The following is a 12,963-nucleotide window of genomic DNA, read 5'->3' as shown; positions in this document are numbered from 1 at the left end:
CACCGGTGACTGCCGTGGCCTCTCGTCGGACGCCACCCAACCGGCCACGTCCCTCCCCGCCGCACACGGCTGCGGGAGCGTCACCGGTGACTGCCAGTGGTCCTTCGGACGCCACCCAACCGGCCACGTCCCTCCCCGCCGTGCACGGCTGCAGGAGGGTCACCGGTGACTGCCGTGGCCTCTCGTCGGACGCCACCCAACCGGCCACGTCCCTCCCCGCCGCACACGGCTGCGGGAGCGTCACCGGTGACTGCCGTCGGACGCCACCCAACCGGCCACGTCCCTTCCCGCCGTGCACGGGTGCGGGAGTGTCGGGGTCATCGCCCGGGGGCGGTGTCTGCCGTGGTCTCGTCGGACGTCGTCCGTCCGCCGCGTTCCCGCGGGTGCGGGAGCGGCGTGGTCAGGAGGTCGTGCATGGTCTGCGCCGCCTCGGGGGCCGCGTCGCCGCAGCAGTTGTTGAAGAGGATGTGGAGCTCCTCGGTGGCGGATGCCAGGGCTCGGATGCGTGGGAGCCATTCGCCCAGCTCCGGGGTGGTGTAGCCGTGGCGGAAGCGGTCCTCCTTGGTGCCCGTGCCCCAGTGGCGGCTGCGGCCGTGGAAGCGGATCACCGAGAGGTGGGCCGTGGTGAGGGGGGTGGTGGGCGGCATCGAGGTCGGTAAGCCCTGGGGGGTGTCGACCGCTACGGCGGTGGCGTCGAGGTCGGTGAGGAAGGCGCCGGTGCGGCGGGCCTGGTCGGGGTGCCACCAGGCGGGGTTGCGGAACTCCACGGCGAAGGGCCAGTCGCGGGCACGTTCCCGGGCGGTGTGGATGAAGGCCTCGGCGGCGGGTCCGGGGGTGAGCGAGGGCGGGTACTGGAAGAGGAGGGTGCCGAGACGGCCGGAGGTGCGCAGGGGGGTGAGTGCCTGGGCGTAGCGGGTCCAGACCTCTTCGCGGAGGGTTTCGTCGCGGGGGTGTGCGCGGAGGTCCGGTGGGAGGGCGGAGGGGCGGGTCGGGTGGCCGGTGAGGAGGGAGAAGGCCTTGACGTCGAAGCGGAAGCCGGGTGGGGTGCGGTCCGCCCAGAGGCGGGTGGTGCGGAGGGCCGGGAGGGCGTAGTAGGGGGAGTCGGCCTCCACCACGGGGAAACGGCTCGCGTAGTGCCGTAGGCGGCCTTCGGCGTCCCGGTGGCCGGGTGGGTACCAGCCGCTCGTCAGCAGGGCTCGGTCCGTCCAGCCGCATGTGCCCACGAGAATCCGCGCCATGGGGGCGGGGGTACCCCTCGTTCATCCGGTCTTCACCCGCGAGGTTGGCTGACGTGGGACGCGGGAAGATTGACGTGTGCATGCTCTGTCCGCACCGCCAGCCCCGTTCCCCCACCCCGGAGGTTGATGTGTCCGGCAGTTCCGTGTACCGCCGTGCCCGTACCGTCGTCGCGTCCGCGGCGGCGTTCGCCGCGGCCTCGGTCGGGCTGTGGACCGGGTTCGGCGAAGAGTCCGCGCACGCCGCGGGCGCCGTGCCGAGTCCGGACCACGTGGTCGTCGTGGTCTTCGAGAACCACGCCTACAGCCAGGTCATCGGCTCCTCCAGCGCCCCGTACATCAACTCGCTGAAGTCGGGAGGCGCCAGCCTCACGCAGTCGTACGCCGAGACCCACCCGAGCCAGCCCAACTACTTCGCCCTGTTCTCCGGTTCGACGCAGGGCATCACGGACGACAGTTGCTACACGCCGGGCTTCTCGTCGGCGCCCAACCTCGCCTCCGAGATGATCGCCGCCGGGCGCAGCTGGGCCAGCTACAACGAGACCCTGCCGAGCGCGGGCTCGACCACGTGCAGCAGCGGGAACTACGCGCGCAAGCACAACCCGTGGTTCGGGTTCGGCAATGTGCCGACGTCGAGCGCGAAGACGTTCGCCCAGTTCCCGACGGACTACTCGACGCTGCCCCAGCTGTCGTTCGTGACCCCGAACCTGTGCAGCGACATGCACGACTGCTCGGTGTCCACCGGCGACACCTGGCTGAAGAACAACCTGGGCGCTTACGCGAGTTGGGCCAAGAGCCACAACAGTCTGCTCGTCGTCACCTTCGACGAGGACAACCGGCTGAGCGGGAACCGGATTCCCACGGTGCTCTACGGGCAGCCCGTGGCGGCCGGGTCGTCCGGCTCCACGACCTACAACCACTACGACCTGCTGCGCACCCTCGAGGACAGCCAGGGGCTGACCTCGCACGCGGGCAACGCCGCCTCCGCCCAGGACATCACCGGCATCTGGGCGTCCTGACGTGTACGTAGCGGACAGCCGCGCGAGTACGCCGGCGTCCGCGGACGGTGCCGTCCGGCCACCGGCCGGGCGGCGCCGTGCCGCGATCGCCCCGACCGTGCTCGCGCTCGGAACGGTCAGTCTGGTGACCGATGTCTCCTCCGAGATGGTCACCGCTGTTCTGCCGTTGTACCTGGTCACCGGGCTCGGCCTGTCCCCGCTGGGCTTCGGACTGCTGGACGGCGTGTACAACGGGTTCTCGGCGGTGGTACGGCTCGCGGGCGGGCATCTCGCGGACCGGGGCGGCGGGCGGCACAAGTGGGTCGCCGGGTTCGGGTACGGCCTCTCCGCCGTGTGCAAGCCGTTGCTGCTGGTGGCGCACTCGCTCACGCCGATCGGGCTCGTGCTGGCCGCCGACCGCACCGGGAAGGGGCTGCGGACCGCAGCTCGGGACGCCCTGATCTCGCTGTCCGGTACGGCCGAGTCGCGGGGGCGCGCCTTCGGGGTGCACCGGGCGATGGACACGGCCGGGGCACTGCTCGGGCCGCTGGTGGCGTTCCTGATCCTGCGGGCCACGGTCGACGGGTACGACGCGGTGTTCACCGTCAGCTTCTGCGTGGCGGTGGCCGGTGTCCTGGTGCTGGTGCTCTTCGTGCCGGGCGGGCGCGGTGGTGCCGTCGCACAGGAGCGGCCCACCCTGCGGGGTGCGGTGGGGCTGTTGCGGCGGCGGGGGCTGCGGCGGGTTGCCCTGTGCGCGCTGCTGCTGGGTCTCGCCACGGTGAGTGACTCGTTCGTGTATCTGCTGCTCCAGCGGCGGCTCGGCGTACCGGACCGGTGGTTCGCGCTGCTGCCGCTCGGTACGGCCGCCTCGTTCCTGCTGCTGGCGGTGCCGCTCGGGCGGCTCGCGGACCGGGTGGGCCGGTGGGTGGTCTTCGTCGCCGGGCACGGTGCCCTGCTGGTCGCGTACGCGTCGCTGCTCACGGCGTGGCACGGACCGGCTCTGCCGTATGTCGTGCTGGCTCTGCACGGCGCCTTCTACGCGGCCACCGACGGGGTGCTGATGGCGGCGGCCTCGGACGGGGTGCCGGACGCGCTGCGCTCGTCCGGGCTGGCCCTCGTGCAGACCGGGCAGGCGCTGGCCCGGTTCGCCTGCGGTCTGTTGTTCGGCGCGGCCTGGACGGTGTGGGGCGACCGGGCGGCGCTGGCGGGCGCGATGGTGGCGCTGGCCGCGTGTGCCGTGTTCTCCCTGATCCTGCGCCCGAAGGGGACGGTACCCGCATGACCGTACGCAGCCGCGTCCTGATCCTGGTCGCCGCCGTCGCCGTGCTCGCGGCGGTCGGGCTGGCGTCCGTGCTGCACGCCTCGGCCCGGGCCGACCGCCGTGACCAGGCGCAGGCGGGCGGACCGAGGGTCACGGCGGGGGCGGTGACGCTGACCGGGCACGAGCGGATGGTGTTCCGGAACATGGCGTGGGGCCCGCACCGGGACGAGGTGGTGAGCGTTCCGGCCGGCGATCCGTCGGGGGCGCGGACCGCGTCCGGGGTCAAGTGCCTTCGTTTCCACGCCGCTTCGGGTACGGGTGTGTGTCTGCAGGCGGTGCACGGGCCGGTCTCGGACACGTATCGCGCGCTTGTTCTGGACGCCCGGTTGCGGACGGTGCACCGGTACGGCGTCCCGGGTGTTCCGTCCCGGGCCCGGGTCTCCCCCACGGGTCACTTCGCGGCCTGGACGGCTTTCGTGGGCGGTGATTCGTACGCCGGGACGGACTTCTCCACGCGTGCGGCGATCGTGGACACCAGGAGCGGGGAACTGGTCCCGTCCCTGGAGGACTTCCGGATCGTCAGGGACGGGCATCCGTACCGGGCGGCGGACGTCAACTTCTGGGGGGTGACGTTCGCGGCGGACGACCGCACGTTCTATGCGACGTTGGCGACCCAGGGGCGGACCTATCTGGTCCGCGGTGATCTGCGGGCCCGTACGGTCACGACCCTGCACACGAACGTCGAGTGCCCGTCCCTTTCGCCCGACGGCACCCGGATCGCCTACAAGAAGCGGGTCAAGGGCCTGCCCAAGGACGCCCCTTGGCATCTGTACGTGCTCGACCTGCGGACGATGCGCGAGACTCCGCTGGCCGAGCGGAGGAGCGTGGACGACCAGGTCGTCTGGCGGGACGCCCGTACGGTCGTGTACGCCCTGCCAGGTGACTACGGCGCCGATCTGTACCAGGTTCCGGCGGACGGGTCGGGGCGGGCGCGGCCGATCAGCGTGGCTGCGGTGTCACCGGCGTATGTGCCGTAAGGGCCCCGGCTCACGGTCCGCTCGATCATTAAATCGGCGTGTCGATGTCCATTTTGGCGGATTTACACCCTAATCTCCGTTGCTGTAGGTGGAAGATCCGTGACAGATCGCATCCACAACTCACTCTATGGAGATCACATGAACAAGCTTCACAAGGCTGCCGTCATGGTCGCGGCTCTCGGGAGCGTCGGGCTCCTGACCGCCGGCACCGCTCACGCCGGAGGCGAAGGCGGCAACAGCGTCATGCAGAGCTCGAACTGCCGGTCGCACGACCTGAACCTCGACGTCCTCGGCGAGGTCGGGATCCTCAACGGCGTGCTGGGCAACGCGCTCAACGGCGAAGGCGACCCGGGCGCGCAGGCGACGCACATCGGTTCGACCATGGGCTGCGACAACAAGGCCTGGTAACAGGTCGGTTCAGCACCCCTGAACGGTGGGAAGTGGCTGGGCGGTGGCACCGAGAGCGCTGTGGCGCACTCCGGTACCACCGCCCGCAACCGTTGGGGACCGACCGCCGGCCCGCGACTACAGCACCGGCAGGTTCTTCCGCAGCTCGAAGGCCGTGACCTCGCTGCGGTACTCCTCCCACTCGGACTTCTTGTTGCGCAGGAAGAAGTCGAAGACGTGCTCACCGAGGGTCTCGGCGACCAGGTCGCTGCCCTCCATGAGGGTCAGGGCCTCGCCGAGGTTCTGCGGGAGGGGCTCGATGCCCATCGCGCGACGCTCCGCGTTGGACAGGGCCCAGACGTCGTCCTCGGCGCCCGGCGGCAGCTCGTAGCCCTCCTCGATGCCCTTCAGGCCGGCGGCCAGCAGGAGGGCGTAGGCCAGGTAGGGGTTGGCGCCGGAGTCCAGGGAGCGGACCTCCACGCGCGCGGAGCCCGTCTTGCCGGGCTTGTACATCGGCACGCGGACCAGGGCGCTGCGGTTGTTGTGGCCCCAGCAGATGTACGACGGGGCCTCGCCGCCCGCGCCCGCCGTGCGCTCCGAGCCGCCCCAGATGCGCTTGTAGGAGTTCACCCACTGGTTGGTGACCGCCGAGATCTCCGCCGCGTGCCGGAGCAGGCCCGCGATGAAGGAGCGGCCGACCTTGGAGAGCTGGAACTCGGCGCCCGACTCGTAGAACGCGTTCCGGTCGCCCTCGAAGAGGGACAGGTGCGTGTGCATGCCGGAGCCGGGGTGCTCGGAGAAAGGCTTCGGCATGAAGGTCGCCTGGACGCCCTGTTCCAGTGCCACCTGCTTCATGACCAGGCGGAACGTCATGATGTTGTCGGCCGTGGAGAGCGCGTCGGCGTAGCGCAGGTCGATCTCCTGCTGGCCGGGCGCGCCCTCGTGGTGGGAGAACTCCACCGAGATGCCCATGGACTCCAGCATCGTGATCGCCTGGCGGCGGAAGTCCATGCCGACGTTGGTCGGTGTGTGGTCGAAGTAGCCCGAGTTGTCGGCCGGGGTGGGGCGGGAGCCGTCCAGCGGGCGGTCCTTCAGCAGGAAGAACTCGATCTCGGGGTGGGTGTAGAAGGTGAAGCCCAGGTCGGAGGTGCGGGCCAGGGCGCGCTTCAGGACGTAGCGCGGGTCGGCGAAGGACGGGGAGCCGTCCGGCATGAGGATGTCGCAGAACATGCGGGCGGTGCCGGGGGTCTCCGCGCGCCACGGCAGGACCTGGAAGGTGGAGGGGTCCGGCTTGGCGATCATGTCGGACTCGTAGACCCGGGCGAAGCCCTCGATGGCGGAGCCGTCGAAGCCGATGCCCTCGTCGAAGGCCTGCTCCAGCTCGGCGGGGGCCACGGCGACGGACTTGAGGAAGCCCAGCACGTCCGTGAACCACAGGCGTACGAACCGGATGTCACGCTCCTCCAGTGTCCGGAGCACGAACTCCTGCTGCTTGTCCATCTTCCGCTACCCCATCCTTGCTGGTCAGGCCGCCTGTCCCCCATCCCTCGGGAGGCGGTCGGGCACCTGAGCATCCCACCACAACACCATTTCATGCGCGTTGCGGACCTTGATCGCCCGAGCGTCTTCGGCCTGAACGCCTCTCGTACGGCAGGTGTACTGCTCTCTCGCCCATCTTGCCTGCTCGGACCGACATCCGTAATGGCCGGTCCGGTTCGCGACGTGAGGGATGCCACGCCCATTTAATTTGTATCTCAGATGCAAGTTTTCATAGCGTTTCGATCAGTCGAGTCGTGAGGAGTCCCGATGCTGTCCGAGCAGTCCGCAGCCACCGTCCGCGCCACCCTTCCCGCCGTGGGCGCGGCCATCGGCGAGATCACCGAGCGCTTCTACGCCCGCCTCTTCGCCGCCCACCCCGAACTGCTGCGGGACCTGTTCAACCGCGGAAACCAGGCCTCCGGCGCCCAGAAGCAGGCCCTCGCCGGCTCCATCGCCGCCTTCGCCACGCACCTGCTGGAGCACCCGGACACCCGGCCCGACGCGATGCTCGGCCGCATCGCCCACAAGCACGCCTCGCTGGGCGTCACGCCCGAGCAGTACGACGTCGTGCACGAGCACCTCTTCGCCGCGATCGCCGAGGTCCTCGGCGAGGCCGTGACGCCCGAGGTCGCCGCCGCCTGGACCGAGGTCTACTGGCTGATGGCGAACGCGCTCATCGCGATCGAGAGGCGGCTGTACGAGGAGAGCGGCAGCCAGGTCCGGCGGCCGTGGGAGGTCGTGGAGCGCGTCGAGGAGACGGCGGACGTCGTCACCTTCCGGCTGCGCCCGGCCGACGGCGGCCCGGTGCGCGACTTCCGCGCCGGTCAGTACGTCTCCGTCCAGGTCGAGCTGCCCGACGGCGCCCGCCAGATACGGCAGTACAGCCTGTCCGGGGCGCCGGGCGAGAGCGTGCGCCAGTTCAGCGTCAAGCGCGTGACCGGCCAGGACGCCACCCCCGACGGCGAGGTGTCGAACCACCTCCACGCACGCGTGCGGGCCGGCGACGTCCTGGACCTGTCCGAGCCGTACGGCGACCTCGTCCTGGACGCCGCCGCCGGGACCCCCCTGCTGCTCGCCTCCGCCGGCATCGGCGTGACCCCCATGGTCGCCATGCTGGCCGACCTCGCGGCCACCGGCCACCAGGGCCCGGTCACCGTCGTCCACGGCGACCGCTCCCCCGCCGACCACGCCCTGCGCACCGCCCACGAGACCTACGCCGGGAAGCTCCCGGAGGCGTCCGCGCACTTCTTCTACGAGCGGGACGCGGAGCCGGGCGCCCGCACCGGCCTGGTCGACCTCGCCGGCATCGCCGTACGGCCCGGCACGCGCGCGTACCTGTGCGGGCCGCTGCCCTTCATGCGCGCGGTCCGCGCCCAGCTGATCGAGCGGGGCGTGGCCCCGGCCGACATCCACTACGAGGTGTTCGGCCCGGACCTGTGGCTGGCCCAGGGCTGAGCCCCTCCGGTCAGTGGGCGCCGAAGCTGCGGGCGCCCTCCCGGCCGATCTCCTGGTTCTCCGCCACGTACGGGCGCAGCTCCCGCTCGTAGGCGGTGAAGGCCTTGGTGTGGTCGCCGCCGGACCCGGCGAGGTGACGGGCCGGGGTGCGGGAGCCGATCAGGGCCTGGGAGGTGCCCATGCCCGAGGCGGGGGCGGCGCAGTGACCGGCGTCGCCCAGCAGCACCACCCGGCCCTCGGACCAGTGGTCGAGGTGGACCTGGCAGGCCGAGGAGAAGTAGAGGTCCGGGGCGGCGGACATGTCGTCCAGCAGGCGGGGCACGATCCAGCCCGCGCCGGCCATCCGCTCCCGGGGTGATCCGTTCCTGCTCCGGGCGGCCCAGCAGGTCCAGCCCGGGCGAGTCGCTGGCGAAGGAAAGGCTCACGGACATCCGCTCGGGGTCGGTTCCAGCAGATCGGTGCCGCGCATCCCCGTGGCGTGCCCGCGCACCTCCTCCAGGTCCCCGGATCCGCCAGCACCTCGAAGGCCGCGCCCCGGAAGTCGACGGCGTAGCCGCTGTCGCGCAGGGCCGGGGCACGCTCGACCACGGTCACCTCGTGGCCGTCGCGGTGCAGGAGGAAGGCGAGCGCGGGACCGGCCACGCTCGCGCCGGAGATGAGGACCTTCATGACGCACCCCCCCGTCGTCGTCGCACCCCGGTGATCAACGCCGTTTCCGGCCGGCGGAAGCGCGCCCCGAAGAAGTGCGGGGTACTACGCGGTCGACCACGACGAACCCGCAGACGACCGACGGCCGGCGCATCAGGCGCGTTCCGGCCCCCGGGAGATACCGAGCAGCAGCGGACCGGTCGGTTCGGAGACGATATCCGCGACCGTGACGGAGTCCAGCGCGGCGAAGAAGGCCTCCTGCGCCCGGCGCAGGGCACCGCGCAGGCGGCAGCCGGAGTTCAGGGGGCAGGGAGCCGCCCCCTCGCAGTCGACCACGTCGCCGTCGCCCTCGAAGGTGCGCACCACCGCGCCGACCGAGGCGGTACGGCCCTCCCCGGTGAGCGTGAGACCGCCGCCCCGGCCGCGCCGGGCGTCGACGAGGCCCAGGTGCTGCAGTTCGGCGACGACCTTCGCGGCGTGCGTGTAGGGCACGGCCATGTCCGCCGCGACCTGGCGGGTGGTGGGCGTGGCGTCGGCGGCGACGGCCAGTCGCATCAGGACGCGCAGGGCCAGGTCGGTGGAGCGCAGGAGCCGCATACCACGAGCGTAGGTAATACGCATCCACGGTTCAAATTATCCGCCGTCGCTCCCCCGCCCGCAGGCCCTACGGAAGTTTGACCCGCCCTCCCTACGGAGGACGGCCCTTCCCGATTACGATCAGCGGGCCCACCCCTTACCGATGCCGCCCCCTTTCCCAGAAGGACGACCTCATGGGTTCCGCCAAGAACAGCACCGCGGCGCGCAAGGCGCGCATAGAGGAGATGCGCCGCGCCGAGCGCACCCGCGAGCGCCGCAACCGCGTGCTCGCCGTCGCCGCGAGCGTGGTGGTCGTCACCGGTCTCGTCGTCGGCGGCGTGGTCCTCGTGCACTCCCAGTCGGACGGCAAGAAGGACACCGCGAGCGACGCCAAGGGCTCCGCCGGTGACTCCGGGCACTGGGTCACCGGGGACGGCGGCGTGAAGACCTGGAGCGGCAAGCTGTCCCGGACGCATGTGACGACCAAGGTGGCGTACCCGATGCACCCGCCGGTGGGCGGCAACCACAACCCGGTCTGGGCGAACTGCAACGGCGACGTCTACACCGAGCCGGTGCCGGACGAGAACGCGGTGCACTCGCTGGAGCACGGCGCGGTCTGGGTGACGTACACGAGCCAGGCGAAGAAGGCCGACGTCGACGCGCTCGCGGCGAAGGTCAAGAAGACGCCGTACTCGCTGATGAGCCCGTACGAGAACCAGGCGGCGCCGCTGATCCTGTCGGCCTGGGGCCACCAGGTGACGGTGAAGAGCGCGAGCGATCCGGAAGTGGACAAGTTCTTCACCACGTACGTCCAGGGCCGGCAGACCCCCGAGCCGGGCGCCTCCTGCACCGGCGGGGTCATGAAGTGAGGCGGCGGCACATCGGCTGGATCGCGGGGGCCTCGGCGGCGGTGCTCGTCGGGGCCGGTGCGATCACCTACGCGGTCGCCGAGGACTCCGGCGGCCCGGGTCCGAAGACGCCGGGCGCGGAGTCGGCGGACGCCGGGTTCGCGCGGGACATGGCGGTCCACCACCAGCAGGCCGTCGAGATGTCGTACATCGTCCGGGACCGCACGAAGAACGAGGACGTGCGGCGGCTCGCCTACGACATCGCGCAGACGCAGGCCAACCAGCGCGGCATACTGCTCGGCTGGCTGGACCTGTGGGAACTGCCGAAGGTGTCGGCCGAGCCGCCGATGACCTGGATGGGCATGGGCGGCATGGCCTCCGGCAAGGACGGCGCACTGATGCCGGGCATGGCGACGAACACGGAGCTGAGGAAGCTCCAGTCGCTCAGCGGCAAGCAGGCCGAGATCCTCTATCTGCAGCTGATGACGGACCATCACAAGGGCGGGATCCACATGGCCGAGGGGTGCGTGGCCAAGTGCACCGTCGGCGTGGAGAAGCGGCTCGCGCAGGGCATGGTCGACGCCCAGCAGTCGGAGCTTCAGGTGATGGCCGGAATGCTCAGGGAGCGGGGAGCGGCGCCGCGTTCGTGATCAGCGGTACGTGAACAGTCGCCGGGCCGTTCCGTTACCCAACCGTGAGGAACGAAAGGCGCAATTCGCCCCACCTGACGGCCACTTGAGCTTCTCTTGACCTTTACGTTCCCCTGGCATGAACGGTTCATCGACAGAGTGACGCCCATCATGTGATCCATTCGCCCGGCCGAACCGCCGCGGGCCGGCGCGCGGACGCGTGACGTACCGACCACTACATGCATGCGAACCGCATCGCAGGGGGTTCTATGAGATCCAACCGCGCCAAGCTGCGCGCCGTGAGCATGGCAGCGACACTGCCCATGGTCGCCGGCGCGCTGGCGCTGGGCATACCCGCGGCGCACGCCGCGGACAGCCCCGCTCGTGACGCACTGAAGGGCACCAAGCCGCTCTGGGCCACGGCCAAGGCGGACAAGGGCGCGACCTCGGACAGCGCCAAGGTGAACGCCCGGGTCTACCTGGCCGGCAAGGACGCGGCGGGCCTGGCCGCCTACGCCAAGGCCGTGTCCGACCCCAGCTCGCCGCTGTACGGCAAGTACCTGAACGCCAAGAAGGCGCAGGCCCGCTTCGGGGCCACCAAGGCCCAGGTGGCCGCCGTCAAGTCCTGGCTGACCTCGGCCGGTCTGAAGGTCACCGAGGTCACCTCGCACTACGTCGCCGTCTCCGGTGACGTGGCCGCCGCCGAGAAGGCGTTCGGCACCCAGCTGCACAACTACGCCAAGGGCTCGGCGACCTACCGCGCCCCCGCGCAGACGGCCTCCGTGCCGTCCGCCGTGAAGGACGCCGTCCTGACCGTCACCGGCCTGGACAACGCCCCGCACAAGGCGAACCACGACGACCAGCTGCCGCCGCCGGACGCCGTGTTCAAGAACTCGGGCCCGTTCTCCTCGTACTACGGCTCGAACATCGCGACCACGCTCCCGGACGCGTACGGCGGCAAGATCCCGTACGCGATCAAGGGCTACACCGGCAAGCAGCTGCGCTCCGCCTACGGCGCGGGCGGCTACACCGGCAAGGGTGTCCGGATCGCCATCACGGACGCCTACGCCTCGCCGACCATCGCCTTCGACGCGGGCAGCTACGCGCAGAAGCACGGTGACGCGGCCTGGAAGACCGGCCAGCTGCACCAGGTGCTGCCGAAGAACTACACCAAGACCAAGGAGTGCGGCGCCGCCGGCTGGTACGGCGAGGAGACCCTCGACGTCGAGGCCGTGCACGCGGTCGCCCCGTCCGCCGACGTCACCTACGTCGGCGCGGCCTCCTGCTACGACGCCGACCTGCTCGACTCGCTCAGCAAGGTCGTCGACAACCACCTGGCCGACATCGTCTCCAACTCCTGGGGCGACATCGAGGCCAACCAGACGCCGGACCTCGCCGCCGCCTACGACCAGGTCTTCCAGCTGGGCGCCGTGCAGGGCATCGGCTTCTACTTCTCCTCCGGTGACGACGGCGACCAGGCCGCCAAGTCCGGTACGAAGCAGGTCGACACCCCGGCCAACTCCGCCTGGGTGACCGCGGTCGGCGGTACCTCGCTGGCCGTCGGCAAGGACAACACGTACCAGTGGGAGACCGGCTGGGGCACCGAGAAGGCGACCCTGTCGGCGGACGGCAAGAGCTGGACGAACTTCCCCGGCACGTTCACCTCGGGCGCGGGCGGCGGCACCAGCAAGACGGTGCCGCAGCCGTACTACCAGAAGGGCATCGTCCCGCAGGCGCTGGCCACGGCCAACAACGCCGCCGGCAACCGCGTCGTCCCGGACATCGCGGCCATCGCCGACCCGAACACCGGCTTCCTGGTCGGCCAGACCCAGACCTTCCCGGACGGCTCGCAGCAGTACAGCGAGTACCGCATCGGCGGCACCTCGCTCGCCGCTCCGGTGATCGCGGCGGTCCAGGCGCTGGCCCAGGAGGCGCGCGGCGGCAAGGCGATCGGCTTCGCCAACCCGACGATCTACGGCAAGTACGGCAAGCAGGGCGTCTACCACGACGTCACGGACAAGCCGACCGGCACCGACCTGGCGGTGGCCCGGATCGACTTCGTCAACGGCCTCGACGCCTCCGGCGGCCTCGCGACCTCGGTCCGCAGCCTCGGCAAGGACAGCTCGCTGTCCGCGGTGAAGGGCTACGACGACGTCACGGGCGTGGGCTCGCCGGCGAACGGTTACGTGCAGTCGTACAAGAAGCACTGACACGCTGACGCTCCGCTGAGCGGAGGGGGGGGGGGGGGGGGCCGCCCCCCCCCCCCCCCCCCCCCCTCCCCCCCCCCCCCCCCCTCCGGGAGGACTCCCCCACCCCCCCCAACCGCCGCTCTCCTCCCACACGACCCCCC

General features: G+C 71.0%; 12 protein-coding genes and 1 pseudogene. 8 read left to right on the top strand and 5 right to left on the bottom strand.

Features of this window, described 5'->3' with window-relative positions; translation table 11 throughout:
* Window positions 1–317: 317 nt before the first annotated feature.
* Entirely contained in the window at window positions 318–1,238 is a 921-nt protein-coding gene (locus tag ACZ7GZ_RS40265) for a DUF72 domain-containing protein (protein ID WP_471032389.1), read from the bottom strand.
* 128 nt (window positions 1,239–1,366) lie between these two features.
* On the opposite strand from ACZ7GZ_RS40265, the gene ACZ7GZ_RS40260 reads away from it, so the two are divergent.
* The 4 genes from ACZ7GZ_RS40260 to ACZ7GZ_RS40245 all read left to right on the top strand — a co-directional run bounded on the left by ACZ7GZ_RS40260 (window position 1,367) and on the right by ACZ7GZ_RS40245 (window position 4,939).
* Window positions 1,367–2,254 carry an alkaline phosphatase family protein gene (locus tag ACZ7GZ_RS40260; RefSeq protein ID WP_471032387.1) on the top strand — a complete coding sequence of 296 codons (888 nt, stop codon included), beginning with the start codon at window positions 1,367–1,369 and terminating at the stop codon, window positions 2,252–2,254.
* A gap of 1 nt (window position 2,255) precedes the next feature.
* Window positions 2,256–3,515, top strand: a complete 1,260-nt coding sequence (locus ACZ7GZ_RS40255; RefSeq protein WP_471032385.1) for an MFS transporter — start codon at window positions 2,256–2,258, stop codon at window positions 3,513–3,515.
* Window positions 3,512–4,531, top strand: a complete 1,020-nt coding sequence (locus ACZ7GZ_RS40250; protein ID WP_471032382.1) for a TolB family protein — start codon at window positions 3,512–3,514, stop codon at window positions 4,529–4,531. The genes ACZ7GZ_RS40255 and ACZ7GZ_RS40250 overlap by 4 nt, the downstream gene beginning before the upstream one ends.
* Window positions 4,532–4,669: 138 nt before the next feature.
* Window positions 4,670–4,939 carry a hypothetical protein gene (locus ACZ7GZ_RS40245; RefSeq protein WP_450799791.1) on the top strand — a complete coding sequence of 90 codons (270 nt, stop codon included), beginning with the start codon at window positions 4,670–4,672 and terminating at the stop codon, window positions 4,937–4,939.
* 117 nt (window positions 4,940–5,056) lie between these two features.
* Here the strand turns inward: ACZ7GZ_RS40245 and glnA are convergent, their stop codons facing one another.
* Window positions 5,057–6,418, bottom strand: coding sequence for a type I glutamate--ammonia ligase (glnA, locus tag ACZ7GZ_RS40240; RefSeq protein WP_471032380.1), 1,362 nt, complete (start codon window positions 6,416–6,418; stop codon window positions 5,057–5,059).
* Between the two features lie 306 nt (window positions 6,419–6,724).
* Between glnA and ACZ7GZ_RS40235 the strand changes: the two genes are divergently transcribed.
* The gene (locus ACZ7GZ_RS40235) at window positions 6,725–7,912 is read left to right on the top strand and encodes a globin domain-containing protein (RefSeq protein ID WP_471032379.1); all 1,188 of its coding nucleotides are present in this window, start codon (window positions 6,725–6,727) and stop codon (window positions 7,910–7,912) included.
* A gap of 10 nt (window positions 7,913–7,922) precedes the next feature.
* Here the strand turns inward: ACZ7GZ_RS40235 and ACZ7GZ_RS40230 are convergent, their stop codons facing one another.
* The 3 genes and pseudogenes from ACZ7GZ_RS40230 to ACZ7GZ_RS40220 all read right to left on the bottom strand — a co-directional run bounded on the left by ACZ7GZ_RS40230 (window position 7,923) and on the right by ACZ7GZ_RS40220 (window position 9,157).
* The gene (locus tag ACZ7GZ_RS40230) at window positions 7,923–8,255 is read right to left on the bottom strand and encodes an FAD-dependent monooxygenase (protein ID WP_471032378.1); all 333 of its coding nucleotides are present in this window, start codon (window positions 8,253–8,255) and stop codon (window positions 7,923–7,925) included.
* A 194-nt stretch (window positions 8,256–8,449) separates the two neighbouring features.
* Window positions 8,450–8,581, bottom strand: a pseudogene (locus ACZ7GZ_RS40225) (FAD-dependent monooxygenase); the annotation flags it as partial.
* A 132-nt stretch (window positions 8,582–8,713) separates the two neighbouring features.
* Complete coding sequence (locus ACZ7GZ_RS40220) at window positions 8,714–9,157, bottom strand: Rrf2 family transcriptional regulator (protein WP_471032376.1); 444 nt, start codon at window positions 9,155–9,157, stop codon at window positions 8,714–8,716.
* A 173-nt stretch (window positions 9,158–9,330) separates the two neighbouring features.
* Between ACZ7GZ_RS40220 and ACZ7GZ_RS40215 the strand changes: the two genes are divergently transcribed.
* From ACZ7GZ_RS40215 to ACZ7GZ_RS40205, 3 genes are all read left to right on the top strand, one after another.
* Window positions 9,331–10,005 (top strand): DUF3105 domain-containing protein, encoded by a 675-nt coding sequence (locus ACZ7GZ_RS40215; RefSeq protein WP_471032374.1) that lies wholly within the window; start codon window positions 9,331–9,333, stop codon window positions 10,003–10,005.
* On the top strand, window positions 10,002–10,634 hold the full coding sequence (locus tag ACZ7GZ_RS40210) for a DUF305 domain-containing protein (RefSeq protein ID WP_471032373.1): 633 nt from the start codon (window positions 10,002–10,004) through the stop codon (window positions 10,632–10,634). Before ACZ7GZ_RS40215 ends, ACZ7GZ_RS40210 begins: the two co-directional genes overlap by 4 nt.
* A gap of 248 nt (window positions 10,635–10,882) precedes the next feature.
* Window positions 10,883–12,823: a S53 family peptidase gene (locus ACZ7GZ_RS40205; protein ID WP_471032372.1), complete on the top strand. Its 1,941-nt coding sequence runs from the start codon at window positions 10,883–10,885 to the stop codon at window positions 12,821–12,823.
* The last annotated feature ends 140 nt before the right edge of the window (window positions 12,824–12,963 follow it).

The organism is Streptomyces sp. NPDC037288, assembly GCF_055603265.1.
This window is presented reverse-complemented; position numbering and strand designations above follow the sequence as displayed.

Coding starts and splice junctions, on each gene's coding strand:
- ACZ7GZ_RS40265 (WP_471032389.1), bottom strand. CDS start 1,238: ATGGCGCGGATTCTCGTGGGCACATGCGGCTGGACGGACCGAGCCCTG.
- ACZ7GZ_RS40250 (WP_471032382.1), top strand. CDS start 3,512: ATGACCGTACGCAGCCGCGTCCTGATCCTGGTCGCCGCCGTCGCCGTG.
- ACZ7GZ_RS40245 (WP_450799791.1), top strand. CDS start 4,670: ATGAACAAGCTTCACAAGGCTGCCGTCATGGTCGCGGCTCTCGGGAGC.
- glnA (WP_471032380.1), bottom strand. CDS start 6,418: ATGGACAAGCAGCAGGAGTTCGTGCTCCGGACACTGGAGGAGCGTGAC.
- ACZ7GZ_RS40235 (WP_471032379.1), top strand. CDS start 6,725: ATGCTGTCCGAGCAGTCCGCAGCCACCGTCCGCGCCACCCTTCCCGCC.
- ACZ7GZ_RS40230 (WP_471032378.1), bottom strand. CDS start 8,255: ATGGCCGGCGCGGGCTGGATCGTGCCCCGCCTGCTGGACGACATGTCC.
- ACZ7GZ_RS40220 (WP_471032376.1), bottom strand. CDS start 9,157: ATGCGGCTCCTGCGCTCCACCGACCTGGCCCTGCGCGTCCTGATGCGA.
- ACZ7GZ_RS40215 (WP_471032374.1), top strand. CDS start 9,331: ATGGGTTCCGCCAAGAACAGCACCGCGGCGCGCAAGGCGCGCATAGAG.
- ACZ7GZ_RS40205 (WP_471032372.1), top strand. CDS start 10,883: ATGAGATCCAACCGCGCCAAGCTGCGCGCCGTGAGCATGGCAGCGACA.